Source organism: Streptomyces sp. NPDC088261, from assembly GCF_044740805.1.
Classification (GTDB): Bacteria; Actinomycetota; Actinomycetes; order Streptomycetales; family Streptomycetaceae; genus Streptomyces.
In genome coordinates this window covers 95,295-122,012 of record NZ_JBIURL010000007.1, presented here as the reverse complement: position 1 = coordinate 122,012, position 26,718 = coordinate 95,295, and the positions used below count along the sequence as shown (strand labels likewise).

Below are 26,718 nucleotides of genomic sequence, written 5' to 3'. Positions count from 1 at the left end.
TTACGAAAGAGTTCGACAAAGATGTCGCCGTTGACAGCGTTGTCGGCCTGGCCGGCGGCCGGGGGGGCGCCGCTCAGCCGCGGGCCGCCGCCGCCTCGGCCCGTACCGTCGCCCTCGGGGCCTGCGCCGTGGAGCCCCGTACCACCAGCTCCGGCTCGAACAGCAGCTCCCCCGGCGGCACGGCGCCGCCCTGGATCTGCGCGGTCAGCATCTCCACCGCGGCCCGGCCCATGGCCTCGATGGGCTGGCGGACCGTGGTCAGCGGCGGCTCGGTGCAGTTCATGAAGGCGGAGTCGTCGAAGCCGACGACCGACACCTCGCGGGGCACGTCGAGGCCGCGCCGGCGCGCGGCCCGTACCGCCCCGAGGGCCAGCGGGTCGCTCGCGCAGATGATGCCGGTGACACCCCGGTCCAGCAGGCGTGACGTCGCCGCCTGGCCGCCCTCCAGGGAGAACATGGACCGCTCGATGTACTCGTCGGGGAGCTTCGCCCTGGCGGCCTTGGCGGTCGCGAGGGCGGCCGCCAGCTTGCGGCGGGAGGGCACGTGGTCGGAGGGGCCGAGGACCAGCCCGATGCGCTCGTGGCCGAGCGAGGCGAGGTGGCGCCAGGCCTGTTCGACGGCGACGGCGTCGTCGCAGGAGATGCAGGGGAAGTCGAGGTTCTCGATCGGCGCGTTGATCAGCACCACCGGGATCTTGCGCTCGGCGAGCTGCCGGTAGTGGTCGTGCGGGGCGTCCGCCTGCGCGAACAGCCCGCCGGCGAAGACCACGCCGGACACCTGCTGCTGGAGCAGCAGCTCGACGTAGTCCGCCTCGGAGACCCCGCCCTTGGTCTGCGTACAGAGCACGGGCGTGAGCCCCTGCTGGGCCAGCGCACCCCCGATCACCTCGGCGAACGCCGGGAAGATGGGGTTCTGGAGCTCGGGCAGGACCAGGCCGACCAGCCGCGCGCGCTCGCCGCGCAGCTGGGTGGGGCGCTCGTAGCCGAGGACGTCCAGCGCGGTGAGCACGGACTGGCGCGTGGACTGCGAGACACCTGGTTTGCCGTTGAGAACCCGGCTGACCGTGGCCTCGCTGACCCCAACCTTCTTAGCAACCTGAGCAAGTCGTCGCGTCATACACGCAAGACTATCGCAAATGCTGCAAGCGGCTTGCTCCCCAGCGTAAAGAGGCCAGCACGTGCCCGACAAGTGCCCAGCACGTGCCGGGGAAGTGCCGAGCAAGCGCCGAGCAAGCGCGATGCCGGCCGGATCGCTCCGGCCGGCATCACCTTAGGGGGCCCGGGCGAGGGGCGCCCCACCGCCCTCCTACGGGTTGATGATGATCTTGAAGTTGGGCGTCGTGTTCTTGATGTCCACGGCGTTCCCGTTGAGCTTCAGACGGTTGAAGGTGACCTCACCGACCGCAGGTCCCTGGCCCGCCTCCGGCATCTCGTTCGCCCACAGTCCGAAGCCGGACTTGGCGTCGAAGGCGTCGCCGCTCTTCTTGGCCCCGGTGATCGAGATGTCGTTGAGGATGGTGTCCTTGATCGGGAACTGCGGCTGACCGCCCACGTAGTTGGTCTGGAACATGATGCCGCTGTAGGTCGGATCGACGATGTCGACGTTGTTGATCCGGATTCCCTGGAACACCTTCGAGGCGGAGAACAGCCAGATGCCGGGGAAGGTCTGGCTGCCCCAGAAGTGGCCGCCGGCCCGGACGATCGACACGTTCTCGATCGTCGTCGGCTCGGTCCCGAACCCGTTCATCGCGTAGCCGAAGTCCAGCGAGCTGACCGTGATGCCCGAGTAGACGAGGGTGTCCGCGATGTGGATGTTGCGGAACGTGTTGCGGTAGCCGCCGTATACGGCCAGCCCCGCCGCACGCCACACCAGCGTCGCCGAAAGGTTCTCGTAGACGTTGTTGTACATGTCCGCGCCGCCCGCGTCGATCGCCGAGAAGAGGGCGAACGCGTCGTCACCGGTGGCCCGCGCGTCGTTGTTCACGACGTGGTTGTCGGTGCTGCCGTTGGTCATGTTGACCCCGTCGGCGAACGTGTTGCGGATACGGGAGTTGCTGATCGTGATCCGGTCCGCGTTGGCGCCCCAGTAGAGGCAGACCGTGTGCTCGTTCCAGATGTTGTCGATCGTGATGTCGGTGACGTTGGAGAGGTCGAAGACCTTTCCGGGACCGTCGATGCGCGAGGTGTAGTTGCCGAAGAACGAGAAGCTCGTGAAGGACGAGCCCTTCGCGGCGGCCTCGACGCGGAAGCCGGCGTCCGTGTTGTCCTGCGTGGCCGGGGCGAAGAACCTGGTGAACCAGGGTCCCGCGCCGATCACCTTCACGGGCTTGCCGTAGACCTGGAACTTGCTGGACGTCTGGTAGTCACCGGCCGGCAGGTAGACGCCGACGAGCTTGCCCGTCGTGTCCATCCGGACCCGGTCCAGGGCGTTCTGGACGTCCTGGTGGGTGAATCCGGTCGGCACGGTGTACGTGGCCGGGTCCGGGTTCGCCACCGCGGTGGCCTGCTCCAGGTTGATGAAGTCGATCGCGTACGTGGTGGTGTTTGCGGCGTCCTTCTGGAGACGGATCTTGCTGCCCGCCGGAACGGTCCTGCCCAGCAGGATGTTGGCCTCGTCGTAGATGTGACGGGGGCCGCCGGCGCCGGGCGAGTTGCCGGGACCGGTCTCGTTGCCGTACAGCCACGCGTACTTCGATGTGAGGTCGATGGCCTTGAGGAACGTGCCGTCGACGTAGACGTTCAGCGTCGAGTTGATGCCGCCGCCGCCCGCGGAGTCCGGGATGGAGAAGCGGGTGACCAGCGTGTTGGTGCTGGCCCTGGTGGTGAACTCGACATAGTTGCCGGTGTTGTTGAGGGTGACGGCCTTGCGTCCCGAGGCCTCGCCCGCGACGTCGCCGACGGTCCGGTTGGGACCGACGACCTGCGCGCCGCCACCGGCGACCCCGTCCTCCGCCTCGTACATGTCGTACGGCATGTTCGCGCCGCGGCCGACGAAGAGGGGCTGGGTGCTGGTGTTGTTGGCGCGCTTGACCGGGAGTTCGTTCGCGTCGTCCGCGAGGACGACCCGGACGGTGTACGAGCCGTTCACGGCGGCCCAGGTGCCGAGACCCACCGTGGCGGAGGTCGCGCCGGGGGCGAGCGTGCCGTTGTAGGCGCCGGTCAGGGTCTTGACCGTGGCGCCCGTGGAGTTCAGCAGCGTCAGCGTGATGCCGTGGCTGCCGGCCGCGGAGGCCACCGTGCCCTGGTTCTTGATCGTCGCCGAGAAGGTGACGGTCTGGCCGGCCGACGGCGAGGACGGCGAGGTGGTGACCGAGGCGGCGACCAGGTCGGAGCTGTCGACCGGGCGCACCACGAGGTTGGTGGCGCTGGTGAAGGTGTTGTTGGTCTCGTTCGACTCGACGACCGCGTTGGCCGGGTCCGCGACCGCGCTGAGCTGGTACGTACCGGAGTCACGCGGGCCGATGTTCGCCGTGACGGTGGCCGAGGCCCCCGCCGCGAGGGCGCCCACCGAGGCGGAGCCGACCTTCGTGCCGCTGAGCCGCAGGTCGACGGTGCTGGCCGGGGCGGCGAGCGCGCCGGCGTTGCGTACCGTCGCCGACACGGTGATCGCGTCGGACTCGACCGGGGACGCCGGGCTGGCGCTGACGGCCGTGACCTGGAGGTCCGGGTTGGGCGCCGGGTCCCCGAGGATCTGGAACTCGGCCACCTGGCCCGCGCCGGAGCCGGTGTTTGAGTTGATCTTCAGCTGGACGTCGGCGACGCGCGCGCTGACCGGGATGGTCACCGAGTTGCCGGTGCCCGGCGTGAAGGTGTAGTCCTTCGCGGCCACCAGGCTGGTGAGGCCCGTGGCGTTCTGCTCGCGCCCGAGCACCTGGATGTTCTGGGTGCGCTGTCCCCAGCTGCTGTCCGGGTTGAGCTTGACGACGACGGAGCTGGTGTCGGCGTTGGAGCCGAGCTTCACCGTGAGGGTGTTGGGGTAGCTGCCGCCCGCGCCCTCCCAGTAGGTGCTCGTGCTGTTGTCGTTGGCGTTCTCCGCGACGAAGGTGAAGACGGAGGAGGACGCGGTGATCGGCTTGCCGACGGCCAGGTTGGTGGCCGTGCCCGGCGTGCCGTTCCTGGTGACCGTGTTGCTGTTGGCCGAGACGTTCCCGGCCGCGTCCTTGGCCCGTACGACGTACGAGACCGTGGCGCCCGCGGGCTGGGTGTCCGTGTAGGTGAGGACGTTGCCCGCGACGCTGCCGCGCAGCACGTTGTTGGCGTAGACGTCGTAGCCCGTCACGCCCGTGTTGTCGCTCGACGCGCCCCACGCCAGGCGGACCTGGCCGGAGGAGGGCTCCGTGAAGGTGAGGTTCGCGGGCGCGGTCGGCGCCTGCGTGTCACCCGAAGCGCCCGCGCGGGTCACGGTGTTGCTGTTCCCGGAGACGTTCCCGGCCGCGTCCTTCGCCCGTACGTAGTACGTGACGGTCGCGCTCGCGGGCTGGTTGTCCGTGAAGGTCGTGACGTTGCCCGCGACGCTGCTGCGCAGCGTGTTGTTGGCGTAGATGTCGTAGCCCGTGACGCCCGTGTTGTCCGTAGACGGACGCCAGGACAGCCGGATCTGGCCGGAGGCCGGTTCCGTGTACGTCAGCTCGGTGGGCGCGCTCGGGGCCGTGGTGTCACCGGTCTCGGGGCCGTAGACCTCCAGCTCGGAGAGCTGGCCGCCGGGCTGCTGGCTGTTGGCCGTGATGAGGATCCGTATGTAGCGCTGGGTGGTGGCGTTGAAGGAGATCGTCACCGAGTTCGCGCCGGCGGAGTTGAACGTGTAGGCCTTGGACGCCGTCAGGTCGGTGAAGGCGCTGTTGTTGGTGCTGCCCTGGACCTTGAGGGTCTGGTCCCTGGCGCCCCAGCCGTCGGGCAGGCGCAGGACGACCTGGTTGACACCGACGGACGAGCCGAGGTCGGCCTGGATCCACTGCGGGAAGGCGTTGTTGTTGCTCTCCCAGTAGGTGGCCTTGTTGCCGTCGTTGGCGTTGCCGGGCCCGTAGACCTGGGTGAAGCTGCTCGCCGTGAGGGTCTTGCCGAGGGCGAGGTTCACCGAGGCCGCCGCGGCGGCGTGCACCTCCAGCTCGGACAGCTGGGCCTTCTTGCCGGCCGAGTTGCCGGTGAAGTCGGCGCGGACGAAGCGCGCCTTGGTGGCGGGGAAGGCGACGGTGACCTTGTTGCCCGCGCCCTTGCTGAAGGAGTACGTGGCGGACGACTTCAGCGTGGAGAAGCTGGTGCCGTCCTCACTGCCCTGGAGCGAGAGGGTCTGCTTGCGGCTCTCCCACCCTGCGGGGAGCTTCAGCGTCACCTCGTCGATCCGCTTGCTGGACCCGAGGTCCGACTGCACCCACTGGGCGGACTTGCCGTTGCCCTCCCAGTAGGTCGACTGGTTGCCGTCCGTGACACTGCGGGCCGTTCCGTTGCCCGTGGTCGCGTTGGCCGCCGCGGTCCGCCCCGCGGCGATGTTGGGGCCGTCGGCCGCGGATGCGGCGAGTGACGGCCAGCCCACCATCAGAAGACTGGTGGCAACGGCGGTGGAGAGGAACCGCCATCTCCGGCGTAGCGATCTCATGGATCCCCGATCTTCGGCCTCGGCGCGGGGGCGGCGAGGGCGCGGCTCTGGCTGCCTGCCTCATCGGCAAGCGTTTCTGCACTGATCAGCGGAGTCTTTTGCGTTTTGCGGTCAGAGAGTTGCAGAGAAATGCGAGTCCGTCCACATCTCCGGCAGAACCAAATCCCTCGACCCGCCTCCCGAGTTGGCGCCCGGGGCAGGCCAACACCCGGGATCTGGCCCCCGAACAGGGAAACGTAAGTGATCTGCAAACCTTGCAAGTTTTTTGCGTGAATGTGGAAATTTCGGAAAGGCCGCCCGGCCCTCTACCGTTCGTACACATGAGCGCCGGACCGATCACCCTGGGGTTGGCGCCGTCGGAGCGACGACGGCGGTTCGGCCGGCCACGCCGGGTCTTCTCCCAGGTACTGCTGATGCAACTGGCCATCGCCGCCGGGGTGACCGTGCTCGCCACCGGTCTCTTCGTGGCCCCCCTCAGCGCGCAGCTGGACGACCAGGCGATGCGCCGGGCCCTCGCGATCGCCGAGACCACCGCCTCCGCCCGGGTCGCCGACGCGCTGCTGGGCTCGCGCCCGTCGAGCGGCGGTCCCGTGCAGGCCGAGGCGGAACGGATACGGAAGGCCACCGGCGCCGAGTACGTCGTGATCATGGACAGGCGCGGGGTCCGCTGGTCGCACACCGACACCCGCCAGATCGGCCGGGTCGTCTCCACCGACCCGGGCAAGGCGCTCGCCGGCGAACACGTCATGGAGATCGACAGCGGCACCCTCGGCCGCTCGGCGCGGGGCAAGGTCCCGCTGCGCGACGACGCCGGGGACATCGTCGGAGCCGTGTCGGTCGGCATCGCGTACGACAGCGTCCGCGACCGGCTCCTCGCCGCGATCCCGGGCCTGCTCGCCTACGCGGGCGGCGCCCTGGCGGCCGGCGCGCTGGCCGCGTACCTCATCGCGAGGCGTCTCCAGCGCCAGACCCACGACCTGGCCTTCTCCGACATCGCGGCGCTCCTCGCCGAACGCGAGGCGATGCTGCACGGCCTGCGCGAAGGGGTCGTCGCCCTGGACCCCACCGGCCGGATCCGGCTGATGAACGACGAGGCGCAGCGGCTCCTGGGCGTCGGCCCGGAGGCGACGGGCCTGCCGCTGGCGGAGGCGCTGGGCGGGGGGCGTACCACCGACGTCCTGTCCGGGCGCGTCCAGGGCGAGGACCTGCTGACCGTACGGGGCAGCCGCGTCCTGGTCGCCAACCGGATGCCCACGGACGACGGCGGCGCCGTCGCCACCCTCCGTGACCGTACGGAAGTGGAGCAGCTGAGCCGGGAGCTGGACGCGACCCGGGGGCTGATCGACGCCCTGCGCGCCCAGGACCACGAGCACGCCAACCGCATGCACACCCTGCTCGGGCTGCTGGAGCTGGACATGCACGACGAGGCGGCCCAGTTCGTGACCGAGGTGGTCGGGGTCCACCGGGTCACCGCCGAGCAGGTCACCGAGCGGATCCACGATCCGCTGGCGGCGGCGCTGCTGGTCGGCAAGGCGACGGTCGCCGCCGAGCGCGGTGTCTCGCTGCGGCTCTCCCCGGAGACCTTCCTGCCGGACCGGCTGGTCGATCCGCAGGGGCTCGTCACCGTCGTGGGCAATCTGGTCGACAACGCGCTGGACGCCGCGGCGGGCTCCGGGGAGGCGCGCATCGAGGTGGAGTTGCGCGCCGAGGGCCGTACGGTCGTGCTGTGCGTCTCCGACAGCGGCCCGGGGGTCCCGGACCATCAGCGCGAACTGGTCTTCTCCGAGGGCTGGTCGACCAAGGCCCTGCCGTCCCACGGCAGGCGCGGCCTCGGGCTCGCGCTGGTGCGCAGACTCGCGGAACGGCAGGGCGGCGGCGTACGGGTGGGTGAGTCCGCGGACGGCGGCGCGGAGTTCACCGTGGTCCTCCCGGAGGCACTGGCGCCGGACGAGCGGGCGACCGAGCGCGGGACAGCGGGGGAAGAGTGATCGACGTACTGGTCGTGGACGACGACATCCGGATCGTGGAGATCAACACGGCGTACGTGGCGAAGGTGGCGGGCTTCCGGGTCGTGGCCCGCGCCCACTCCGCCGCCGAGGCGCTCGCGCGGCTCGCCGAGCGCCCCGTCGACCTCGTGCTGCTCGACCACGGCCTGCCCGACGAGAACGGGCTGACGGTCGTACGGGAACTGCGGCGGCAGGGCCGCGAGACCGACGTGATCATGGTGACGGCGGCCCGTGACATGGCCACCGTCCAGGCGGCGATGCGGCACGGCGCGGTCCAGTACCTGGTCAAACCGTTCACCTTCGCGGGCCTGCGGGCCAAGCTGGAGGCGTACGCGGCGCTGCGGCGCGCCCTGGAGAGCGGCGGCGAGGCCGAACAGGCCGAGGTGGACCGGATGTTCGGGGCCCTCTCCGCGTCCGCCGTCCCCGCCCTCCCCAAGGGCCACTCCCCCACCACGGCGGAGGTGGTCCGGCAGGTGCTCCTCGGCGCCGGGGGCCCGCTCTCCGCCCAGGAGATCGCGGCGCGGGCGGGCATGAGCCGGCAGACCGCGCAGCGCTACCTCAAGCTGCTGGAGCGGTCGGGGCGGGTACGGCTGACGCTGCGGTACGGCGAGACGGGCCGCCCGGAACACCGGTACGCGTGGCCGCACGGCTGAGGACGGCCCGGCGGCCTCCCGTCCGGGGCGCCCGCCTCCGACAGCTTCGATTCCGGGGCGCCCGCCCCCGTACCCCCACCGCTCACACCGCCCCCGTACCGCCACCGCTCACACCGCCCCCGCCCCGGTCAGCGACCGCACCTCCGCCTCGGCGTGTTTCGCGGCGTCCGGCGGCTCCGACGAGGTGACCGTACCGATCCAGCCGGCCAGGAAGCCCAGCGGGATCGAGACCACACCCGGGTTCTGGAGCGGGAAGACGTGGAAGTCGGCGCCGGGGAAGATCGCCTCGGGGCCGCCCGAGACGACCGGCGAGAGCACCACGAGCAGAACGGCCGGAATCAGCCCCCCGTACACCGACCAGACGGCGCCCCTGGTGGTGAAGTTCCGCCAGAACAGCGAGTAGAGCAGGACAGGCAGATTCGCCGAGGCGGCGACCGCGAAGGCCAGCCCGACCAGGAACGCGACGTTCAGGTTCTGCGCCAGCAGGCTCAGCCCGATCGCCACCGCCCCGATGCCGGCCGCCGCCACCCGAGCGACGGCCACCTCGCCGCGCTGCTCGGCTTCGTCGGCCCGCGCGGCTGGTTTGGCTTGTTTACGCCGCAGCGACGCGTACAGGTCGTGCGCGACGGACGCCGACGAGGCGAGCGTGATGCCCGCGACGACGGCCAGGATCGTGGCGAAGGCGACCGCCGCGACCACCGCGAACAGAACCGTTCCGCCGGTCGAGCCCGCCCCGCCGCCCAGGTCCAGGGCGAGCAGCGGTACGGCGGTGTTCCCCGCCGCGTTCGAGGCCCGTACCGCTTCCGGGCCGACCAGCGCCGCCGCGCCGAACCCCAGCACGATCGTCATCAGGTAGAAGCTCCCGATGAGCCCGATGGACCACACGACCGACCGGCGGGCGGCGCGGGCCGTGGGCACGGTGTAGAAGCGGGACAGGATGTGCGGCAGCCCCGCCGTGCCGAGAACCAGCGCGAGGCCGAGGCTGATGAAGTCGAAGCGCGCGGTCCAGTCCCCGCCGTACTTGAGCCCCGGCGCCAGGAACTCCCTGCCGTGGCCGCTGTGCGCGGCAGCACTGGTCAGCAGCGCGTCGACGTTTCCGTGGAAGCGGGCGAGCACCAGCACGGTCAGCGCGAGCGCGCCCGCCATCAGCAGCACGGCCTTGACGATCTGGATCCAGGTCGTCGCCCGCATCCCGCCCAGCGACACGTACACGACCATCAGCGCGCCCACCCCGATCACGGTCCACGCGCGGGCCGCCCCGCTCGTACCGCCCAGCAGCAGCGCCACCAGACTGCCCGCACCGACCATCTGCGCGACCAGGTAGAGCACGGAGACGGTGACCGAGGACGTCCCGGCGGCGATCCGCACCGGGCGCTCCCTCATCCGCGCGGCGATCACGTCGGCGAGGGTGAACCGCCCGCAGTTGCGCACGAGTTCGGCGACGAGGAAGAGCACCACCAGCCAGGCGACGAGAAAGCCGACGGAGTAGAGCAGGCCGTCGTACCCGAAGAGGGCGATCACCCCGGAGATCCCGAGGAAGGAGGCGGCGGACATGTAGTCGCCCGCGATGGCGAACCCGTTCTCCATGGGCGAGAACAGCCGGCCGCCCGCGTAGAACTCCTCCGCCGAACCGCGGCGGTGGCGGCTCACCCACGTGGTGATGCCCAGGGTGACCGCGACGAACGCGCTGAACAGCACCAGCGCCAGGGTCTGGTGGTCGCCGTTCACCGGTCCGTCCCCCGCGTCATCTCCTGGGTCTCCCAGCGCAGTTCGAGAGCCGCCCGGTCCCGGTGCAGCCGGGCGTGACGCGCGTACGCCCAGGTCAGCAGGAAGGTGGAGAGGAACTGGCCGAGTCCGGCGACCATCGCCACGTTCACCGCGCCCGCCACCGGCCTGGCCATGAACTCCGGGGCGGCGGTCGCCGCCACCACGTACGCGAAGTACCAGACGAAGAAGGCGACCGTGGCGGGGACGACGAACCGGCGGTAGCGGCGGCGCACCTCCTGGAAGGCGGGGCCGCGCTGCACCTCCCCGTAGATGTCGGCGGCGCTGTGAACGGGGGCGCCGTGGCCGGCGGCGCTGTGGCCGGCGGCGCCGTGACCGTGCCCGGGAGCCGGCGGTCCGTCCGGTACGGCGGGGGCGGCCGGGTCGGTGGGGGGCTCGGCGGGGAGGCCCGTACCCTCCAGGTCACCCCAGCCGTCGGCCAGTGCGTCGTACCACGGGTCGCCGAGCCGCACCGCTGCGGCGTCACGCCCTTCCTGCTTCTCCACCGGTCAACTCTCCTTGTCAGCGAACCGTTTCGGCCGCGCCCCAAGGATGGACAGAGGGGGAGGATCCCGGACTCTCCTCTCCGGCGACTTCACTCCATCAGGTGACAGTGGTCCCCTGCCCGGGGGGTGGGATGAGTCCGCGCTGGTACGCGTAGCGCACCGCCTGCGCGCGGTCCCGTACCCCGGTCTTGGCGAAGAGGTTGTTGATGTGGGTCTTCACGGTGGCCGCGCCGATGTGCAGCCGCCCGGCGATCTCCTGGTTGGAGAGCCCCTCGGCGACCAGGGTCAGCACCTCGGCCTCCCGGGCGGTGAGCCCGTCGGGCAGCGCGCCGGGCCCCGGCGCGGCGGGCGGCGCCGTGACCCGCTCCAGCAGCCGGCGCTGGACGGCGGGCGCCAGCCCGGCCTGGCCCGCCAGGACGTCCTCCACGGCCCGGACGATCTCCTCGCCCCGCGCGTCCTTGGTGAGATAGCCCCGGGCGCCCGCCCGCAGCGCCGCGAAGAGCGAGTCGTCGTCGGCGTAGGTGGTGAGCACCACGACCTGGGTGCCCGGATGGTCGGTACGGATGCGGCGGGTGGCCTCCACGCCGTCGCAGCGCGGCATCCGCAGATCCATCAGCACCACGTCGGGGGCGAGTTCCGCGACGAGGGCCACCGCCTCCTCGCCGTCCCGCGCGGCTCCGACGACCTCGATGCCGGGCAGCATCCCGAGCAGCATCACGATGCCCTCGCGGACCACGGACTGGTCGTCGGCGACGACCACGCGCGCCGGTGCCCGGCCGGTCACGCCGGTGCGCGCGGCCCCGTCGCCGGTCACGCCGGTACCCGCAGCCGCACGCTGAATCCCTCCCCGCCGGGGCCCTCGGAACCGGCCTCCAGCGTGCCGCCGAGCAGTTCGGCCCGCTCGCGCATCCCCAGCAGACCGTACCCGGAGCCGGAGGTGCCGAGCCCCGCCGGGCCCGTGCCCGTCCCGCCCGTGTCCCGTACCTCCAGCGCCACGTCGTCCGTCCCGTACGTGAGGCGGATCCGGACCCGCGCGCCCGCCGCGTGCTTGCGCGCGTTGGTCAGCGCCTCCTGGACCACGCGGCGTACCGTCTGCGAGGCCTCGGCGCTCAGCGCCCTGGGGGCTCCGGCGATCCGGACCTCGGCGCCGTCCGTCGCGGCCAGCTCCCGCAGGTACTCCCCGAGGGGGGCCATCTCGCCGCGCAGCGCGGAGAGCGCCTGGCGCGTCTCGGCCAGTCCCTCGCGGGCCATGGAGCGGGCGCCGACCACCCGTTCGAGGATCTGGTCGCGGAACGGACCGTGCGGTTCCTGCTCGATCCGCAGCCGCGCCGCCTCCAGGTGCACGAGCTGCGCGGAGAGGCTGTGCGCCAGGACGTCGTGGATGTCCCGGGCGATCCTGGCCCGCTCGGCGAGCGCGGCGGACTCCGCCTCGGCCGCGCGGGCGGCCCGTTCCTGCGCGAGCAGCCGTTGCGCGGTCCCGCGCGCCTCCGCGTCGAGCCGCAGGACGTACCCGGCGAGCAGCAGCCCGGCGGCGGTGAGGAGCGTGGTGAGCCAGGCGTCGTGGTCGACCGTCGCGAAGGCGCCGAGCGCGACCAGGCCGACCGGCAGTCCGGCCGCGAACGGCAGCCGCTCCAGGGCGCTGACCGCGCAGACGCACCACAGCACATTGGCCAGGACGTCGAGCCCGGCCTGGTGGGCGACGACCCCCGTGCCCATCAGCAGCGCCAGCAGCCCGAGCGACGGCCACAGCTGGTGCCTCAGGGTGCTCCGGTGGAACGCCCAGACGCAGCCGGCGACGGCGAGGAGTCCCGCGGTGGCCGCGACGGCGCCCCAGCCGGAGACCTCGTCACGCGCGAACGTCGACCAGAAGAGGCCGCCGAGGACGAGCAGCCGGATCACGTGGGCGACGCGGCGCCTGGAATCCGTCCGGCCCTGCCCGGTCAGTGCCTCCCGGGAGGGCCAGGCGGTCCAGTCCTTGGATGTGATCACACACGGTCCTTCCACGACACGGCCGGTGCGCCGTCTCCGTACGACGGCCGCAGGGCACCGGACCGCACCACCAGCATGCCCCTGCGGACGAGGACGGAGGCGGCGAGGGCGAGGAGCAGCGCCCCGGTGCCCTGGTGGACGCCGTACAGCGCGCCGAGGCCGGCCAGTCCGAGCCGTACGGCGATCCCGGCGGCCCAGACGGCGGCGGTGGCCCTGGTCCCCCTGGACCAGAGCGAGCCGTCGGGCTCGGCCCAGATCCTGCTGGTGGCGGCCCAGCCGGCGCCCATCAGGAGGCCCACGACCAGTTCCGTGCCGAGCAGCAGTCCGGAGAGGGCCTGGTGGTGCGCGTCGACGAGGCCCGGCTGGCGCAGGGCGAGGACGACGAGGACCGCGGGGAGGACGAGCCAGCGGCGCCCGCCGCCGGTGATCCGCTGGGGACTCGTCTGGCGCGCGACGATCAGGGCGACGACCGCCGCCGCGACCAGGACGTCGATGAGCGTGGACATGAGGGGCCTCCCGCGGTGAAGTGGTGCGACACCGCCGACGCTACGGAAGCGCACGCTCCGGAACATCGCCGCAGGGGTGGAACGGAGGAGGACCGGCTTCTCCACCCGTGGGTGGAGAAGCCGGTCCTCGGGTCCGTTCCGGCGACTCAGCCGTCTCAGGCGTCTCGGCGTCTCGGCGTCTCAGGCGTCGATACGGGAGCGGTCCAGCGTCGCCGCCGAGCTGGTGATGAACTCCTTGCGGGGGGCCACCTCGTTGCCCATCAGCAGGTCGAAGACCTGCTCGGACGATTCGAGGTCCCCGATGTTGATCCGCCGCAGCGTGCGGTGGCGGGGGTCCATCGTGGTCTCGGCCAGCTGGTCGGCGTCCATCTCGCCGAGGCCCTTGTAGCGCTGGATGGCGTCCTTGAAGCGCACGTTCTTGCGCTGGAACTGGGCCATCGTCTCGCGCAGCTCGTTGTCCGAGTACGTGTACACGTACTTGTCCTGGCCCTTCTTGGGCTGGACCAGCTCGATCCGGTGCAGCGGCGGCACGGCGGCGAAGACCCGGCCCGCCTCCACCATCGGCCGCATGTACCGCTGGAAGAGCGTCAGCAGCAGGCAGCGGATGTGCGCGCCGTCGACGTCGGCGTCGACCAGGAGCACGATCTTGCCGTAGCGGGCGGCGTCGATGTCGAAGGTCCGGCCGGAGCCCGCCCCTATGACCTGGATGATCGCCCCGCACTCGGCGTTCTTGAGCATGTCCGAGACCGACGACTTCTGGACGTTGAGGATCTTGCCCCGGATGGGCAGCAGCGCCTGGAACTCACTGTTCCTGGCGAGCTTCGCCGTACCGAGCGCGGAGTCGCCCTCCACGATGAACAGCTCGCTGCGGTCCACGTCGTCGCTGCGGCAGTCGGCCAGCTTGGCGGGGAGCGAGGAGGACTCCAGCGCCGTCTTCCTGCGCTGCGCCTCCTTGTGCTGGCGCGCCGCGATGCGCGTACGGGCGGCGGCGACGGCCTTCTCCAGGACGGCCCGCGCCTGCGCCTTGGCGTCGCGCTTCGTGGAGGTCAGGAACTCCTTGAGCTCCTTGGCGATGACGTTCGCGACGATCCGGTTGGCCGCGGACGTCCCGAGGATCTCCTTGGTCTGGCCCTCGAACTGCGGCTCCGCGAGCCGTACGGTCACGACGGCGGTGAGGCCCTCCAGGGCGTCGTCCTTGACGATGTCGTCCTCGGCGACGCGCAGCATCTTGGCCGAGCGCAGCGCCTCGTTGACCGTCCTGGTCAGGGACCGCTCGAAGCCGCTCACGTGGGTGCCGCCCTTGGGGGTGGCGATGATGTTCACGTACGAGCGGATCGTGGAGTCGTACCCCGTGCCCCAGCGCAGCGCGACGTCGACGCCCAGCTCGCGGGTGACCTCGGTGGGGGTCATGTGGCCGCGGTCGTCCAGGACGGGCACGGTCTCCTTGAACGTGCCGGAGCCGGTCAGGCGCAGCACGTCGCAGACGGCCTTGTCCTGCGCCAGGTACTCGCAGAACTCGCTGATGCCGCCGTCGAAGCGGAACGTCTCCTCGACCGTGCCCCCGCCCTCGCTCTCGCCGGCCGCCCGCTCGTCCCTGACGACGATGGTGAGGCCGGGGACGAGGAAGGCGGTCTGGCGGGCGCGCTGGTGCAGGTGCTCCAGGGAGAGTTTGGCGTCCTTGAGGAAGATCTGCCGGTCGGCCCAGTACCTCACCCGGGTGCCGGTACGGGTCCTGGGGACGCGCTTGCCCTTGAGGAGGCCGTTCGCCGGGTCGAAGGGCGCGTCGGGGCCCTGCTCGGTGAAGATGCCGGGGACCCCGCGCCGGAAGCTGATGCCGTGCGTGGCACCGTTGCGGTCCACCTCGACGTCGAGCCGGGCGGACAGGGCGTTGACCACGGAGGCCCCGACGCCGTGCAGACCGCCGGAGGCGGCGTACGAACCGCCGCCGAACTTTCCGCCCGCGTGCAGCTTGGTCATCACGACCTCGACGCCGGAGAGGCCGGTCTTGGGCTCGACGTCGACCGGGATGCCCCGGCCGTTGTCCTTGACCTCGACGGAGCCGTCCTCGTGGAGGGTCACGTCGATGTGGTCGCAGTAGCCCCCCAGGGCCTCGTCCACCGAGTTGTCGATGATCTCCCAGAGGCAGTGCATCAGCCCCCGGCTGTCGGTCGACCCGATGTACATCCCGGGTCGCTTGCGGACCGCTTCGAGCCCCTCAAGGACGAGCAGGTGCCGCGCGGTGTAGTTGGAACCGTCACGGTCTGCGGTCAGCAGCGCACTGGACGGCACGGACGTATCGGCGGTCACGCGGTTCGCTCCTCGCTGAATTTGAGATGGGCCCAAGTGGGGTAAAGGCCCGGCGTCTGTCACCGGTCAGAGGGTACAGACGCCTGGTAGAGCCGTTGTCACGCCACCCTCGCGAATTCTCATGCTAGTCCAAGGTCGCATAGGTGTTCGATCCCTCGATGGAGTGAAGCACACATCACGTTCCCTTCCAGGCATGAACCATTTAGGCTCCGGGCACGTCCTCATCAACAACCGGCAAGCCGGCCGGGAGGGCTCCCCCACCTGTGACAAGCAACGTCAAGCAACGCGAACCCCGTAGTGCGAAGCCCAGCGAGCAATACGGCTCATTCGCCGCCATCCGCCAGCACCCGACCACCACGAGAAGAAGTTTCGAGGAAAAGCCGCGAGCGGGAACGTTTTCGGCCTGGTTGGATGTTGACCCTGGTACGACAGCTCGTCGAGCTAGAGAAGAGGCGACGTGACTACTGTTCTGACCCCCGCGAGCCCGCTGACCGCGGCTGACCGCTGCGACCGGTGCGGCGCCCAGGCCTATCTGCGCGTTGTCCTGTCCAGCGGTGGTGAACTGCTCTTCTGCGCCCACCACGGACGTAAGTTCGAGCCGGAACTCAAGAAGATCGCCGCGGAAATACAGGATGAGACCGACCGGCTGACGGCCGTCCCTGCCGTCCCCGGTGAAGAGGAACACTGACACCTCGCATCCACGACGAGCCAAGGGCCGGTCCTGGACCGACCGACGGGCGACCGCCTCTGCACAGCAGGGGAGGCCGCCCGTTCTCGTCAGGGCGGGGAGCACGCAGGGCGCCGGCGGAGCCGCCGGCGCCGTTTGTGCTGTCCGCGTGGGGTCCGCGAAGGCCTCAGCGCCGCGCCCCCGCCCCGGCCTGGAGGGCCTCCGCGACCGGCTGGAGGGCCGTCGTGACCCGGGTGTACACCCCGGGACTCTCCGCCCGCCCGCAGCCGCTCCCCCACGACACCAGGCCGACCAGCCGCCCACGGGCCACCAGCGGCCCGCCGCTGTCTCCCTGGCACGCGTCGTGCCCGCCGGCCGTATCGCCCGCACAGAGCATCGTGGAGGCCTCGTAGCGGCCCCCCGGGCCTCCCGGGTAGGCCCGCTCGCACGCCGCGTCCGGGAGGACGGTCACGGGCGCGGAGCGCAGCCCGTACGCGTACCGCCCCTGCCCCGTGGTGTCGCCCCAGCCGTAGACGGCCGCCGGGGTGCCGGGAGCGGCCGCCTCGTCGCCCGGTTCCGCGGTCGGGATCACGTACGACGCGGGCAGCGCGTCCGCCAGGGTCAAAACGGCGAGGTCCGACGCGTTGGTGGCCGGGTCGTACGCCGGGTCGACCAGGACCGACCGTACGGCGATCTCCTGGCCGTCCGCCCCCAGCAGCCGCTCCCGCCCCGCGACGACCCGCAGGTCCGGTACGGACTCCGGCGCGGCACCCAGGACGGACCGGCTCATGCAGTGGGCCGCCGTCAGGACTTTCGTCGGCGCCACCACCACACCTCCGCAGAACTGGCCCGCCCGCGATCCGCCGAAGCGGGCACGGCTGGACAGGGCCACGACCCACGGACTGTCGGTGATCCGTACCGCCTGGCCGCCGATGACCACACGGTCCGCGGCGGCGGGCACGGGTGAGGCGAGCGGCAGCACGGCCCCCGCCGCGATCACGGCCAGTCCTCCGGTCAGCGCTCGGGCAACAGGACGACGCATACAGGCTCCTGACTCTCCGGTGGACTCTGGTACACCCAGAGTCATCCCACCGGCCGAGTCTCGCACCCCCGGACCGCGCGAAGGCCCGGTCCCGCGGAGCTCAAGTCTCCGGGGACCGGGCCTTCACACAGCTGTACGGCTGTACGGATACGTCCTGGCCGCGCGTGTCCTAGTCGAGGTAGTCGCGCAGCACCTGCGAACGCGACGGGTGGCGCAGTTTCGACATGGTCTTGGACTCGATCTGGCGGATGCGCTCGCGCGTCACGCCGTAGACCTTGCCGATCTCGTCCAGCGTCTTGGGCTGTCCGTCGGTGAGGCCGAAGCGCATGGACACCACGCCGGCCTCCCGCTCGGAGAGGGTGTCGAGCACCGAGTGCAGCTGCTCCTGGAGGAGGGTGAAACTCACGGCGTCGGCCGGCACGACCGCCTCGGAGTCCTCGATGAGGTCTCCGAACTCGCTGTCGCCGTCCTCGCCCAGCGGGGTGTGCAGGGAGATCGGCTCACGACCGTACTTCTGGACCTCGATGACCTTCTCGGGGGTCATGTCGAGTTCCTTGGCCAGCTCCTCCGGGGTGGGCTCGCGGCCCAGGTCCTGGAGCATCTGGCGCTGCACGCGCGCGAGCTTGTTGATGACCTCGACCATGTGCACCGGGATACGGATGGTGCGGGCCTGGTCGGCCATGGCGCGGGTGATCGCCTGGCGGATCCACCAGGTGGCGTACGTGGAGAACTTGTAGCCCTTGGTGTAGTCGAACTTCTCGACCGCGCGGATCAGACCGAGGTTGCCCTCCTGGATCAGGTCCAGGAAGAGCATGCCGCGGCCGGTGTAGCGCTTGGCCAGCGAGACCACCAGGCGGAGGTTGGCCTCCAGGAGGTGGTTCTTGGCGCGGCGCCCGTCCTCGGCGATGATCTCCAGCTCGCGCTTGAGCTTGGGGGCGAGCTTGTCGGCGTTGGCCAGCTTGTCCTCGGCGAAGAGACCGGCCTCGATGCGCTTGGCGAGTTCGACCTCCTGCTCGGCGTTGAGGAGCGGGACCTTGCCGATCTGCTTGAGGTAGTCCTTGACCGGGTCGGCGGTGGCACCGGCGACGGCGACCTGCTGGGCGGGCGCGTCGTCCTCGTCGTCGTCGGAGAGGACGAAGCCCTTGTTCTCGCCCTCGGTCTCCTCCTCCTCGCCCTTGCCGGCCTGGACCTCTTCGGCCGACTCCTCGCCGTCGGCGTCGTCGGCGTCCTTCTTGGCGCTGGTCTTCTTGGCGGCCGTCTTCTTCACGGCGGCCTTCTTCGCGGTCGCCTTCTTGGCCACGGTCTTCTTCGCCGCCGCCTTCTTGGCGGGGGCGGCCGTGACGTCGTCGGCGCCCGCGTCGACGGACTCGGCCGACGGGGTGGCGGTGGCGGCCGCGACGGTCTTCGTCGTGGTCGTCTTGGCGGCGACGGCCTTCGTGGTGGCGGTGCGCTTGACCGGGCTCTTCGCAGCGACGCTCTTGCGGGCGCGCTTCGGCGACTCCGCGGCACTGACCATCAGCGTCACACCCTCTTCCTCGAGGATCTGGTTGAGGCTGCGCAGAACATTCTTCCACTGGGTTGGCGGAATCTGGTCAGCGTCGAAGGCCCGACGCACGTCATCGCCGGCGATCTGCCCATCAGCCTTTCCCCGCTCGATGAGCGCCATCACAGACTCGGACTCGGCGATCTCCGGCGGGAGCGTACGGGATGTGCTGGCCGACACGAACAACCTCTCGGAACGATGGAAACGGCTTCCGGCCCCGCCCAGGATCGGGCCGGAGCCGACGACCGGCGGCTGGGGATGTCGCCGACGGCGCGGGCTAGGACCTCAGAGGTGAATACAGCGCCATGCGCGGCGGACGTATTCCCTCCTCGGCTCTCACCTCTTAGGTCATCGCACGGTGCCGAGGAGTGTTACGCCCAATCCACGTGGCCCGAGTCACACCCCATTTGCGACAAGGTGGCCAGAAGGGGATCTAAGACCCCACATTCGAGTCGCCGGGCCCGGTGGGCCCGGCGACATACGACGCGTACATCCCCGTACGCCCTGACCCGAGCGCTGTTCAGTGCTCGCGCGGCGCCGGAACGACGCGCTCCACTTCCGGGTGGACCGTGAGCAGTTGGCGCATGGCCGCCTCGGCCGCGTTCGCGTCCCCGGCGGCGAGCGCCTCCAGGATCCGCCCGTGGTGCGCGATCGAGGCCTCGGTGGGGCGGTCACAGCCGGTGACGGGGGACCCGGAGACCTGGAGGGCGGCGGAGACGATGCCGGAGAGGTGCTCCAGCATGCGGTTGCCGGCGAGCTGGATCAGCAGGTTGTGGAATTCGGCGTCGGCGCGGGCGAAGGTGATCGCGTCACCCTGGGCCAGGGCGTGGCCCATGATCTCCACCATGTCGGTGAGCCGCTGCTGCACGTCCTCCCGGCCGTGGCCGGCCGCCAGGCGGGCGGCGAGGGGCTCGATGGTCCAGCGCAGCTCGGCCAGCTCACGGCGCTGGTCGTCGCGGGAGGGGCCAAAGGCGCGCCATTCGATGATGTCGGGGTCGAGCAGGTTCCAGTCGCTCACGGGGCGGACGCGGGTCCCGACGTTGGGGCGGGCGCTGACGAGCCCCTTCGCCTCCAGCACGCGCAGCGATTCCCTGACCACCGTACGGGAGACCTCGAAACGCTGTCCGATCTCCTCCGGTACGAGCGGCCGGTCGGCGCCCAGGTCGCCCGACACGATCATCTGGCCGAGCTGCTGGACGAGTTGGCCGTGCAGCCCGCGGCCGCGGCTGCCCGCCGTACGGCGGCCGACCCGGCCGAGGTCGGTATCCGCCCCGTCCCAGACGGGCGAGGCCGCGCGTTCGGCGCCGGGCGCCTCGGCGAAGGGGTAGCGGTCGAGTTCACCCGGTCCGGCGAGGCCGGGGTCGACGGAGCGGGCGGCGGTCATCATGGTGTGCGCAAGGGTACTCACGCATCCTTTGTCGGCGTTGATTCCACGAGCCTTGAGGTCTTTGGTGAAAAGCACACGAAAGGGTGATCGGCGCCCGCCCCTCGATTGACGCCTTATCGGAAAGAAGCGGCCGTTTTCAGGGGAGTTGTGCCCACTGTGGCACGCTTCCCGCCACCTTCGGTCACCAACGGGCCCTTCGGCGAAGGCCGGTGAGCAAATACGCGCAGAGGAGGGCCAGGAGCGACAGCGTGAGCGCCGCCGCGACCGGCTGGGCGACCAGCCGGACGGTCGCCGGCAGCCAGCGGTCGGCCTGGTGGGGCCAGGCGGGCCAGGCCAGCTCCCGCAACCGGCCCGGGAGTCCGGCGATCGAACGCGCGGACGGGCCCGCGAGCGCCTTCTGGACCAGCGGTACGACCGCGACGGGTACGGCGAGGACCGCCGCCATCCCGGCCGCCGTGACCCGGAAGACCCCGGCGCCCAGCAGCCCGGCCCAGGCGCAGCCGACGGAGAGCAGCGCCCAACCCGCGCCCAGCGCGAACCAGTTGTCCGGTACGGGCGCGGCGTCCGCCCCGTACGCGAGCCGCAGCGCCCCCGCGTCGGCGGCCACCACGAGGGCGGCGAGCAGCAGCGCCGTACCGGCGGTCACGGCGAGCTTGGCGAGAAGGAGGCCGAGGCGGCGCGGGACGGTGCCGCGGGCGCCGGCCAGGGCGGGGTAGCGGAACTCGTCGCCGAACGACAGCGCGCCGAGCAGTCCCGCGCCGAGGGCGGCGGGCGGCAGGGGCAGGATCCCGGGCCAGGCGGCGAGCAGGGCGGGCAGCGGGGTCCCGCCGGTCCTGGCGAGGGGCACGGCGAGCGCCACCGACGCGACGAGCACGACGACCGCGATCACCGGCGCGGTCCGTACCCCGAACATGCGGCGCAGCTCGTACCGCACGGGTCTGAGCGGGCTGCGGGCAGGACGGGACGCCAGCGCCCTCGGCCGCGGCACGGGCCGGGTGTCGTACGCCTCCTGGCGTTCGGCGGGGCCGGCGGAAAGGGTCCCGTCGGGGGCGCCGGCGGGCGAAGGGATCAGCGGCGGTACGGGACCGGCGTCGCCGATCTCGTCGGCGAGCTGGTGGACGAGGACGCCGTGCCGGAAGGCGGTCTCGCCGATCTCCGGGCAGCTGCTCCCGTACACGGTGAGCCGGCTGCCCGCCTCGGCGATCACCTCGACGGAGCGCCTGCCCGCCCTGGCCTCGCGGCTCAACGCGTCGGCGAGGCGCGCGGCGTGGGGCGTCCTGACGGCGACCCGGGGGCGCAGCCGCGTACGGGAGAAGGCGGCGTGGTCCTGGTCGGCGACGAGGCGGCCCTTGTCCACGGTCACGACGCGGTCGGCGGTGCGGGCCGCCTCCTTGGGGTCGTCGGTCGTGTAGAGCACGGTGCCACCGTGGGCCGCGTGCGCGGCGAGCAGTCCGAACAGCCAGCTGGTCTCACGGGGCGAGAGGCCGGCCGACGGCGCGTCGAGCAGCAGCGTGTGCGGGTCGCCCAACAGGGCGGAGGCGAGGCCGAGTCTGCGGTCCATGCCGAGGGAGAGCGCGCCGAGGGGTTCGTCGCGCAGGGCGGCGAGGCCGACGACTTCGAGCAGTTCGTCGGCGCGCGAGGCGGGCACGCCGGCGGCGGCGCTGAGCATCCGGAGCTGGCCCCGGGCGGTTCTGGCCGGATGGCCCGGCACATCGCCGAGGAGCACGCCGATCTCGCGGGCGGGGTGGGCGATGCGGTGGAGGGGGCGTCCCCGGAAGTAGGTGACCCCGCGGCCGCGTTCGAGGTCGAGCATGAGCCGCAGGGCGGTGGTCTTGCCCGCGCCGGGGGCGCCGAGCAGCGCCGTGACACAGCCGGGCCTGGCCTCGAAGGTCAGGTCGTCGACGGCGGGGGTGAGGTCTCGACGGGGGGCGCTGGTCAGTCCGATGGCCTGGAGCATCGCTTCTCTCGCGGGGAAGGTGTGACCGCTCGGCGGCAGAGTGGTTACCCAGCAAGATAACGCGATATGTCCGACTTGTTGCGTAGGGTGAGCATGTGGTGTCCCACCAGCTTTCGCCTGCGATCGGTTTTCGCCCGCGATCAGACCTCGGGGCGCAGCATCGGCGGATTGAGCACGGTCGCGCCGCCGGCCCGGAACAGCTGGGCGGGCCTTCCGCCCTGCCGGGTGGTGGTGCCGCCGGACGGCACCAGGAAGCCGGGGGTCCCGGTCACCTTGCGGTGGAAGTTACGGGGATCGAGGGCGACGCCCCACACCGCCTCGTACACCCTGCGCAGCTCGCCGACGGTGAACTCCGAGGGGCAGAAGGCGGTGGCGAGCGAGGAGTACTCGATCTTGGAGCGGGCGCGCTCGACGCCGTCCGCGAGGATCCGCGCGTGGTCGAAGGCGAGCTGCGCGGGCTGCTCGTCCTCCCTCGCGAACCCGCCCTCGCCGTGGAGCAGCGCGTCGACCGGCGCCCACCGGGCGCTGTTGGCGTCGCCGCCCGCCCGGGGCGCGGGCAGGTCGGGCGAGAGCGCCAGATGCGCCACGCTGACCACCCGCATCCGGGGGTCCCGCCCGGGATCGCCGTAGGTGGCGAGCTGTTCGAGGTGGGCGGTGTTCCCGGGCGCCGGGGACGCCGGGTCGTGCGCGGGCAGCCCGGTCTCCTCGGCCAGCTCCCGCGCGGCGGCCGCGGCCAGGTCCTCGTCGCCCCGGACGAACCCGCCCGGCAGCGCCCACCGCCCCTGGAACGGCGCCTCCCCGCGCCGGACCACGAGCGCGCAGAGCACGTGGGCCCGCACGGTGAGCACGACCAGGTCGACGGTGACAGCGAAGGGCGGAAAAGCTGACGGGTCGTAGGGCGACATGCCGCGATCATAGTCGTCTGCCTGACGATAAACACCCGTTACGCCCATCGCGCCGCCCGCGCCGGTGCCGCGGCTCCGCGAGCACTTCGCGTACCGGGCACGCTGGAGATCCGGACGGGCCAGGAACGGTTACCGGTGCCAGGAGCGCGGCGGCAGCCCATCCTGGCCGCCTTGCTGCTGGCCCCGAACTCGGTGGTGCCGCTGTCCGGGCTCGCGGACATGACCTGGGACGACGAGCCGCCCGCGACGGCCGTCAAGCAGGTGCGGAACTCGGTCCCGGCGCCGCGCGAACGGTTGGGCAACACCGCCCAGCGACTCATCCGTACCGAGGACACCGGCTATCTGACCGTATCGGGGATCGGGATCTCGACTCGCTCCGGTTCGCCTCCGGCGTCGCGGACAGCCGTCGCCACGCGGCGGAGGGGAGGCTGGAGCAGGCAGTCGGGGTGATCCGGAAGGCGTTGGGCTCTGGCGGGGGCCCGCGCTGGACTGGAACTGGGCGAGCACCACAAGGTCGCCGACGACCTGGCGGCTCTCGTGCACGACCCGTCGACACCGCCGGCGCGGGCCGGCTCGCGGCACGGCGGTCCGGTCCGACCGTCCACGAGGCGAACGCCCTGCTTGCCCGCGGAGAGGCGCTGGCGCACCTCCAGCACCCCGAAGCGCAGGCGGACCTCACCGGTGCCCACCGGCTCGCCCAGGAGGCCGGCAACCGCCACGTCCAGATCGCCGCCCGCGTCGAACTCGGCCAACTGCTGCGCCGGCAGACCCGCTTCACCGAAGCCCGGCACCACTTCGACGACACCGGACAGTGGGAGGCGGTGGCGGAGGGCCATCTCGCCGCACTCCATTCCGATCTGGGCCGTCATCACCAGGCCGTCGACCGCGGCACACGCAGCGCGGCACCGCGCCACCAACTCGGCGACACGGACGGCGAAGCATGCGCCCTCGCGACCATCGCCCTGGGCCGGCAGGGCATCGGCGACCACGACACGGCGATCGTTCACTGCCGACGCGCCGTCGCCCTCGGCCGCGCGTCCCTGGGCAGCCAGGAGGAGACCCTCGCCCGGCCCCCCACCGTCCTCGCCACCTCGCTGCACGCCCTCGGACGCGTGAACGAGGCGGTCGACTGCCGGCAGGAAGCCGACTCCCTCAACACCACCCCACGCGCCGGACGCGACCCGAGGGACCACCGCGTGGTGATTTCCCAGCGCGCCGGCGTCGTGACCGACCGCCCCGCGTACTCCGCCCGGTTGGCTTCCGGCGCCAATGCCTCCCTTGTGCGCCTGTGCGCCCTTTCTGCTCCCGCACGCCCCCCGACACCCGGTTGGCATGCCGGATGCGCCGCGCGAAGGTGAAGCCCGCGCCGATCGGCGCCCGTTCGCCGCCGTCCGGCCTGGGGTGGGTCCCGGCGGCACCAGAGGCGGACGGACGGAACGAGGGGGGACACCACCATGCCGTGGGACGAGCTCAAGCAGGCACTCGCCGCGCAGAAGGCCGCGTACGCGCAGGCCGATCCGTTGTGGACGGTCACGGGGACGAACGGGGCGTCCTTCCGTGCGCACCCGGCGTTCCTGGAGGAGGTCCGGCTCGGTAACGGTCTGCCCGACCTGCTGACCGCGACCGACCGGCAGACGTTCGGCGTCGCGCTCGGGAGGTGGCGGGTGACCCTGGACAGTCACCTCGAGGAGATACCGGAGGTGCGCACCGCCCTCGGGCTCGCCGCCGGCCGCTTCGACTCCGTGGACGACCAGATCACGCTGCTGCGCCACCGCGACGCCGTGAGGTCCCTGCGGGTGGGCTCCGACCGGGTGATCGCGGCGGCCGGGACGGCGTTCGCCGACCGCCGCGGGGCGAGGACGGTGCACGACTACGTCCACCTGCACTCGTTCTTCCTGACCGCCGTGAACAGCTTCGGCGGGAACTACGACCCGAACACGCACCCCGGGCGCGTGGACGCGCTGTACGCCCTGGCGGTCGGCTCGCCGGCGGCCGTGGGGGCGGGGACGGCACACCTGGGCGGGGAGACGGACTGGAAGACCCATCAGCCGGGATTCGCCCTGGCGGTCCACGCCGAGGCGGGACGGCTCAACTTCCGCACACCCGAGGCCCTGGTGGGCCACGCCCTCAAGCACGTCCGGCGCGGCGGCCCCCCGGTGCCGACCGACGCGGCCGGCGTCCACGCCCTGGTCGCCGACTACCTCGCGGAGGCCCGCCAAAAGATCATCACCACCCCCACGAACGACGTCTGGAGCGGCCTGGCGCAGACCGGCGCCACCCGCACCTACTACTTCGGCGTCCTCAACAAGCACGCGTGCATGGTCGCGGTCGACCCCGCCGGCCTCGCCTGGATCAGCACCTACTACGCACCGGACCGCATCTGATCGCCCCGCCCCCGGCCGGCACCCCCCTCCCGCACCGGCCGCCGCACCGGTCACCGGGCTGACGGAGCAGGACGTGCGCGCCGTCACCGCCCGCTCCTCGTGCCGCGCCGACCGGTGCGGCGGTCGGGGCCGCGGTCGGGGCGGCGGTCGATTCCCCTGCGGTCCGCCGGTGCCTCGGGGCGTGTGGCAGCGGCGGGCGGCAGCGCCTTGCGCGGGGCGGGGGGCCTGATGGGGCGGGCCTTGGGGCGCCGGGCCGCGCGACGCGGGTCCGACCGGTCCCGCGCCGCGCGCTCCCGGCGCAGGCAGTGCCGCAACTCCTCCGGATCCATACCCTGGTTGCAGGCCTGGTGGAGCAGGCGCGCGAAGACGTACCGGGGATCGACGCGCAGCGCCAGGCCGAGCGCGACCCGGGCCGCCGGCTCGTCCCCCAGGGACCAGGCAACCCAACCGGCCAGGCTCAGCGGCGCCGCCCCGTGCTCCACGTAAGGCCCCGCACAGCGGCGGGCCAGCGCCCGCCACAGCCGGAGCGCGGGCTCCGCCTCCGCCCCCTCCATCCATTCCGCCGCCCGGTCGCGGGTGACCCGGTCCTGGAGCCCGAGGATCACCGCCGCGGCCTCGTCGTCACCGATGAGCCGGTCGTCCGCCGCGTCCAACTCCCCCGCGCCGCTGTCCGGGACCCCCCGACGGGGCGCGCCCTCCAGCCGCCGCATCAGCACCCGCGCCAGCCGTAAGGTCTCCGCGCCGACCCGCTCCCGGTCCCCGCCGCCCAGGATGCGGGGCACGAGAGCCGCGCCCGCGTCGTCCAGCGCCCGCGCCTGCCCGTCGCCCGCCGGGGCCGGCCGGGGTTCCAGGCGCGCCTCCATCTCCCGCAGCGATCCCCGCACCCGGATGCCGGCGTAGGCGGCGGCCGCGGCCATCACCGACGTACCGGGCAGGGCCAGCCCCGTACCCTCCGGCGGACAGCAGCGGACGTCGGGGCAGCAGTACGACCAGTACCGCCCGTCCGAGATGCAGAGCGCCTCGTACACCGGCACGTCCAGCGCGCCGCAGGCCAGGCGCAGCCGCTGGGCGAGCGGGCGCAGGCGCTCCATCACCCGCCGGCCGCTCTCGCCCTCCGCCGGGTCCTGGCAGAGGAAGACGACGATGCCGTCCGGCCGGGTCCCGCGCCGCTCGCTCCCCTCGACCAGGCATTCGGCGAGCTGCTCGGCCACCGGCGGCCACTCCCCCGGCGAGCGGGGGATACCGAGCCTCAGCCGCCCCCCGAACCTCCCGCGCCCGCCGTGCAGCGCGACCATGACGACGGAGTCGGTGGGATGGAATCCGAGGAGATAGGGCAGGGCGTCGGCGAGTTCCGCGGGACTGCGCAGGGTGATCTGCTGCTCGTCGGCGGTTCCGGTCGGTTCGTGGTGCTTGTTCATGGCATGACCGTCTCGCGGAAGTACCTGATCCCGCGACCCCTGTGGATAACTTTGTCCACAGGCGGCCTTCGTGCCATGTCCCGGCGGCGAA

The 26,718-nt window shown here is 72.0% G+C and carries 20 protein-coding genes; 6 read left to right on the top strand and 14 right to left on the bottom strand.

All coding sequences use genetic code 11. From position 1 onward, the window contains the following. Nucleotides 1-73 precede the first annotated feature (73 nt). Both ACIODU_RS16090 and ACIODU_RS16085 read right to left on the bottom strand, forming a co-directional pair. On the bottom strand, nt 74-1,117 hold the full coding sequence (locus ACIODU_RS16090; protein WP_161307185.1) for a LacI family DNA-binding transcriptional regulator: 1,044 nt from the start codon (nt 1,115-1,117) through the stop codon (nt 74-76). 189 nt (nt 1,118-1,306) lie between these two features. Next, nucleotides 1,307-5,593, bottom strand: a complete 4,287-nt coding sequence (locus ACIODU_RS16085; RefSeq protein ID WP_401767979.1) for a discoidin domain-containing protein — start codon at nt 5,591-5,593, stop codon at nt 1,307-1,309. A gap of 320 nt (nt 5,594-5,913) precedes the next feature. Between ACIODU_RS16085 and ACIODU_RS16080 the strand changes: the two genes are divergently transcribed. Both ACIODU_RS16080 and ACIODU_RS16075 read left to right on the top strand, forming a co-directional pair. Next, complete coding sequence (locus ACIODU_RS16080) at nt 5,914-7,581, top strand: ATP-binding protein (RefSeq protein ID WP_401767977.1); 1,668 nt, start codon at nt 5,914-5,916, stop codon at nt 7,579-7,581. Next, nucleotides 7,578-8,252, top strand: coding sequence for a response regulator (locus tag ACIODU_RS16075; protein ID WP_401767976.1), 675 nt, complete (start codon nt 7,578-7,580; stop codon nt 8,250-8,252). The genes ACIODU_RS16080 and ACIODU_RS16075 overlap by 4 nt, the downstream gene beginning before the upstream one ends. A 108-nt stretch (nt 8,253-8,360) precedes the next feature. Here the strand turns inward: ACIODU_RS16075 and ACIODU_RS16070 are convergent, their stop codons facing one another. From ACIODU_RS16070 to ACIODU_RS16045, 6 genes are all read right to left on the bottom strand, one after another. Beyond that, nucleotides 8,361-9,980, bottom strand: a complete 1,620-nt coding sequence (locus ACIODU_RS16070; protein ID WP_401767975.1) for a cation acetate symporter — start codon at nt 9,978-9,980, stop codon at nt 8,361-8,363. Beyond that, nucleotides 9,977-10,522, bottom strand: a complete 546-nt coding sequence (locus ACIODU_RS16065) for a DUF485 domain-containing protein (RefSeq protein WP_401767974.1) — start codon at nt 10,520-10,522, stop codon at nt 9,977-9,979. Before ACIODU_RS16065 ends, ACIODU_RS16070 begins: the two co-directional genes overlap by 4 nt. Nucleotides 10,523-10,619: 97 nt before the next feature. Further along, nucleotides 10,620-11,336: a response regulator gene (locus tag ACIODU_RS16060; RefSeq protein ID WP_401767973.1), complete on the bottom strand. Its 717-nt coding sequence runs from the start codon at nt 11,334-11,336 to the stop codon at nt 10,620-10,622. Then, nucleotides 11,333-12,508: a sensor histidine kinase gene (locus tag ACIODU_RS16055; RefSeq protein ID WP_401768273.1), complete on the bottom strand. Its 1,176-nt coding sequence runs from the start codon at nt 12,506-12,508 to the stop codon at nt 11,333-11,335. The genes ACIODU_RS16060 and ACIODU_RS16055 overlap by 4 nt, the downstream gene beginning before the upstream one ends. Next, nucleotides 12,508-13,017: a DUF1453 domain-containing protein gene (locus ACIODU_RS16050; protein ID WP_401767971.1), complete on the bottom strand. Its 510-nt coding sequence runs from the start codon at nt 13,015-13,017 to the stop codon at nt 12,508-12,510. The genes ACIODU_RS16055 and ACIODU_RS16050 overlap by 1 nt, the downstream gene beginning before the upstream one ends. A 180-nt stretch (nt 13,018-13,197) precedes the next feature. Beyond that, nucleotides 13,198-15,324 (bottom strand): type IIA DNA topoisomerase subunit B, encoded by a 2,127-nt coding sequence (locus tag ACIODU_RS16045; protein ID WP_401767970.1) that lies wholly within the window; start codon nt 15,322-15,324, stop codon nt 13,198-13,200. 457 nt (nt 15,325-15,781) lie between these two features. Here ACIODU_RS16045 and ACIODU_RS16040 point away from each other — a divergent pair, with 457 nt between their 5' ends. Then, nucleotides 15,782-16,012 (top strand): hypothetical protein, encoded by a 231-nt coding sequence (locus ACIODU_RS16040; RefSeq protein ID WP_167025966.1) that lies wholly within the window; start codon nt 15,782-15,784, stop codon nt 16,010-16,012. 166 nt (nt 16,013-16,178) lie between these two features. Here ACIODU_RS16040 and ACIODU_RS16035 read toward each other — a convergent pair whose 3' ends face one another. The 5 genes from ACIODU_RS16035 to ACIODU_RS16015 form a co-directional block, all read right to left on the bottom strand. Beyond that, entirely contained in the window at nt 16,179-17,033 is an 855-nt protein-coding gene (locus tag ACIODU_RS16035; RefSeq protein ID WP_401767969.1) for a S1 family peptidase, read from the bottom strand. 169 nt (nt 17,034-17,202) lie between these two features. Further along, nucleotides 17,203-18,756, bottom strand: coding sequence for an RNA polymerase sigma factor (locus ACIODU_RS16030; protein ID WP_327234126.1), 1,554 nt, complete (start codon nt 18,754-18,756; stop codon nt 17,203-17,205). Between the two features lie 340 nt (nt 18,757-19,096). Next, nucleotides 19,097-19,984, bottom strand: a complete 888-nt coding sequence (locus tag ACIODU_RS16025) for an FCD domain-containing protein (RefSeq protein WP_161311003.1) — start codon at nt 19,982-19,984, stop codon at nt 19,097-19,099. Between the two features lie 160 nt (nt 19,985-20,144). After that, the gene (locus ACIODU_RS16020) at nt 20,145-21,920 is read right to left on the bottom strand and encodes an ATP-binding cassette domain-containing protein (RefSeq protein WP_401767967.1); all 1,776 of its coding nucleotides are present in this window, start codon (nt 21,918-21,920) and stop codon (nt 20,145-20,147) included. A gap of 140 nt (nt 21,921-22,060) precedes the next feature. Then, a complete protein-coding gene (locus tag ACIODU_RS16015; protein ID WP_356427777.1) occupies nt 22,061-22,873 on the bottom strand; it encodes an NUDIX domain-containing protein in 813 nt (270 codons plus the stop codon). Nucleotides 22,874-22,960: 87 nt separating this feature from the next. Here ACIODU_RS16015 and ACIODU_RS16010 point away from each other — a divergent pair, with 87 nt between their 5' ends. The 3 genes from ACIODU_RS16010 to ACIODU_RS16000 all read left to right on the top strand — a co-directional run bounded on the left by ACIODU_RS16010 (nt 22,961) and on the right by ACIODU_RS16000 (nt 25,209). Beyond that, the gene (locus ACIODU_RS16010; RefSeq protein WP_401767964.1) at nt 22,961-23,275 is read left to right on the top strand and encodes a hypothetical protein; all 315 of its coding nucleotides are present in this window, start codon (nt 22,961-22,963) and stop codon (nt 23,273-23,275) included. Between the two features lie 11 nt (nt 23,276-23,286). Then, entirely contained in the window at nt 23,287-24,183 is an 897-nt protein-coding gene (locus ACIODU_RS16005; protein WP_401767963.1) for a hypothetical protein, read from the top strand. A gap of 96 nt (nt 24,184-24,279) precedes the next feature. Next, on the top strand, nt 24,280-25,209 hold the full coding sequence (locus ACIODU_RS16000) for a hypothetical protein (RefSeq protein WP_401767961.1): 930 nt from the start codon (nt 24,280-24,282) through the stop codon (nt 25,207-25,209). Between the two features lie 83 nt (nt 25,210-25,292). Here ACIODU_RS16000 and ACIODU_RS15995 read toward each other — a convergent pair whose 3' ends face one another. Then, nucleotides 25,293-26,627 (bottom strand): DUF4192 domain-containing protein, encoded by a 1,335-nt coding sequence (locus ACIODU_RS15995; RefSeq protein ID WP_401767959.1) that lies wholly within the window; start codon nt 26,625-26,627, stop codon nt 25,293-25,295. Nucleotides 26,628-26,718 lie beyond the last annotated feature (91 nt).

Coding starts and splice junctions, on each gene's coding strand:
- ACIODU_RS16090 (WP_161307185.1), bottom strand. CDS start 1,117: ATGACGCGACGACTTGCTCAGGTTGCTAAGAAGGTTGGGGTCAGCGAG.
- ACIODU_RS16085 (WP_401767979.1), bottom strand. CDS start 5,593: ATGAGATCGCTACGCCGGAGATGGCGGTTCCTCTCCACCGCCGTTGCC.
- ACIODU_RS16080 (WP_401767977.1), top strand. CDS start 5,914: ATGAGCGCCGGACCGATCACCCTGGGGTTGGCGCCGTCGGAGCGACGA.
- ACIODU_RS16050 (WP_401767971.1), bottom strand. CDS start 13,017: ATGTCCACGCTCATCGACGTCCTGGTCGCGGCGGCGGTCGTCGCCCTG.
- ACIODU_RS16035 (WP_401767969.1), bottom strand. CDS start 17,033: ATGCGTCGTCCTGTTGCCCGAGCGCTGACCGGAGGACTGGCCGTGATC.
- ACIODU_RS16020 (WP_401767967.1), bottom strand. CDS start 21,920: ATGCTCCAGGCCATCGGACTGACCAGCGCCCCCCGTCGAGACCTCACC.
- ACIODU_RS16015 (WP_356427777.1), bottom strand. CDS start 22,873: ATGGGCGTAACGGGTGTTTATCGTCAGGCAGACGACTATGATCGCGGC.
- ACIODU_RS16000 (WP_401767961.1), top strand. CDS start 24,280: ATGCCGTGGGACGAGCTCAAGCAGGCACTCGCCGCGCAGAAGGCCGCG.
- ACIODU_RS15995 (WP_401767959.1), bottom strand. CDS start 26,627: ATGAACAAGCACCACGAACCGACCGGAACCGCCGACGAGCAGCAGATC.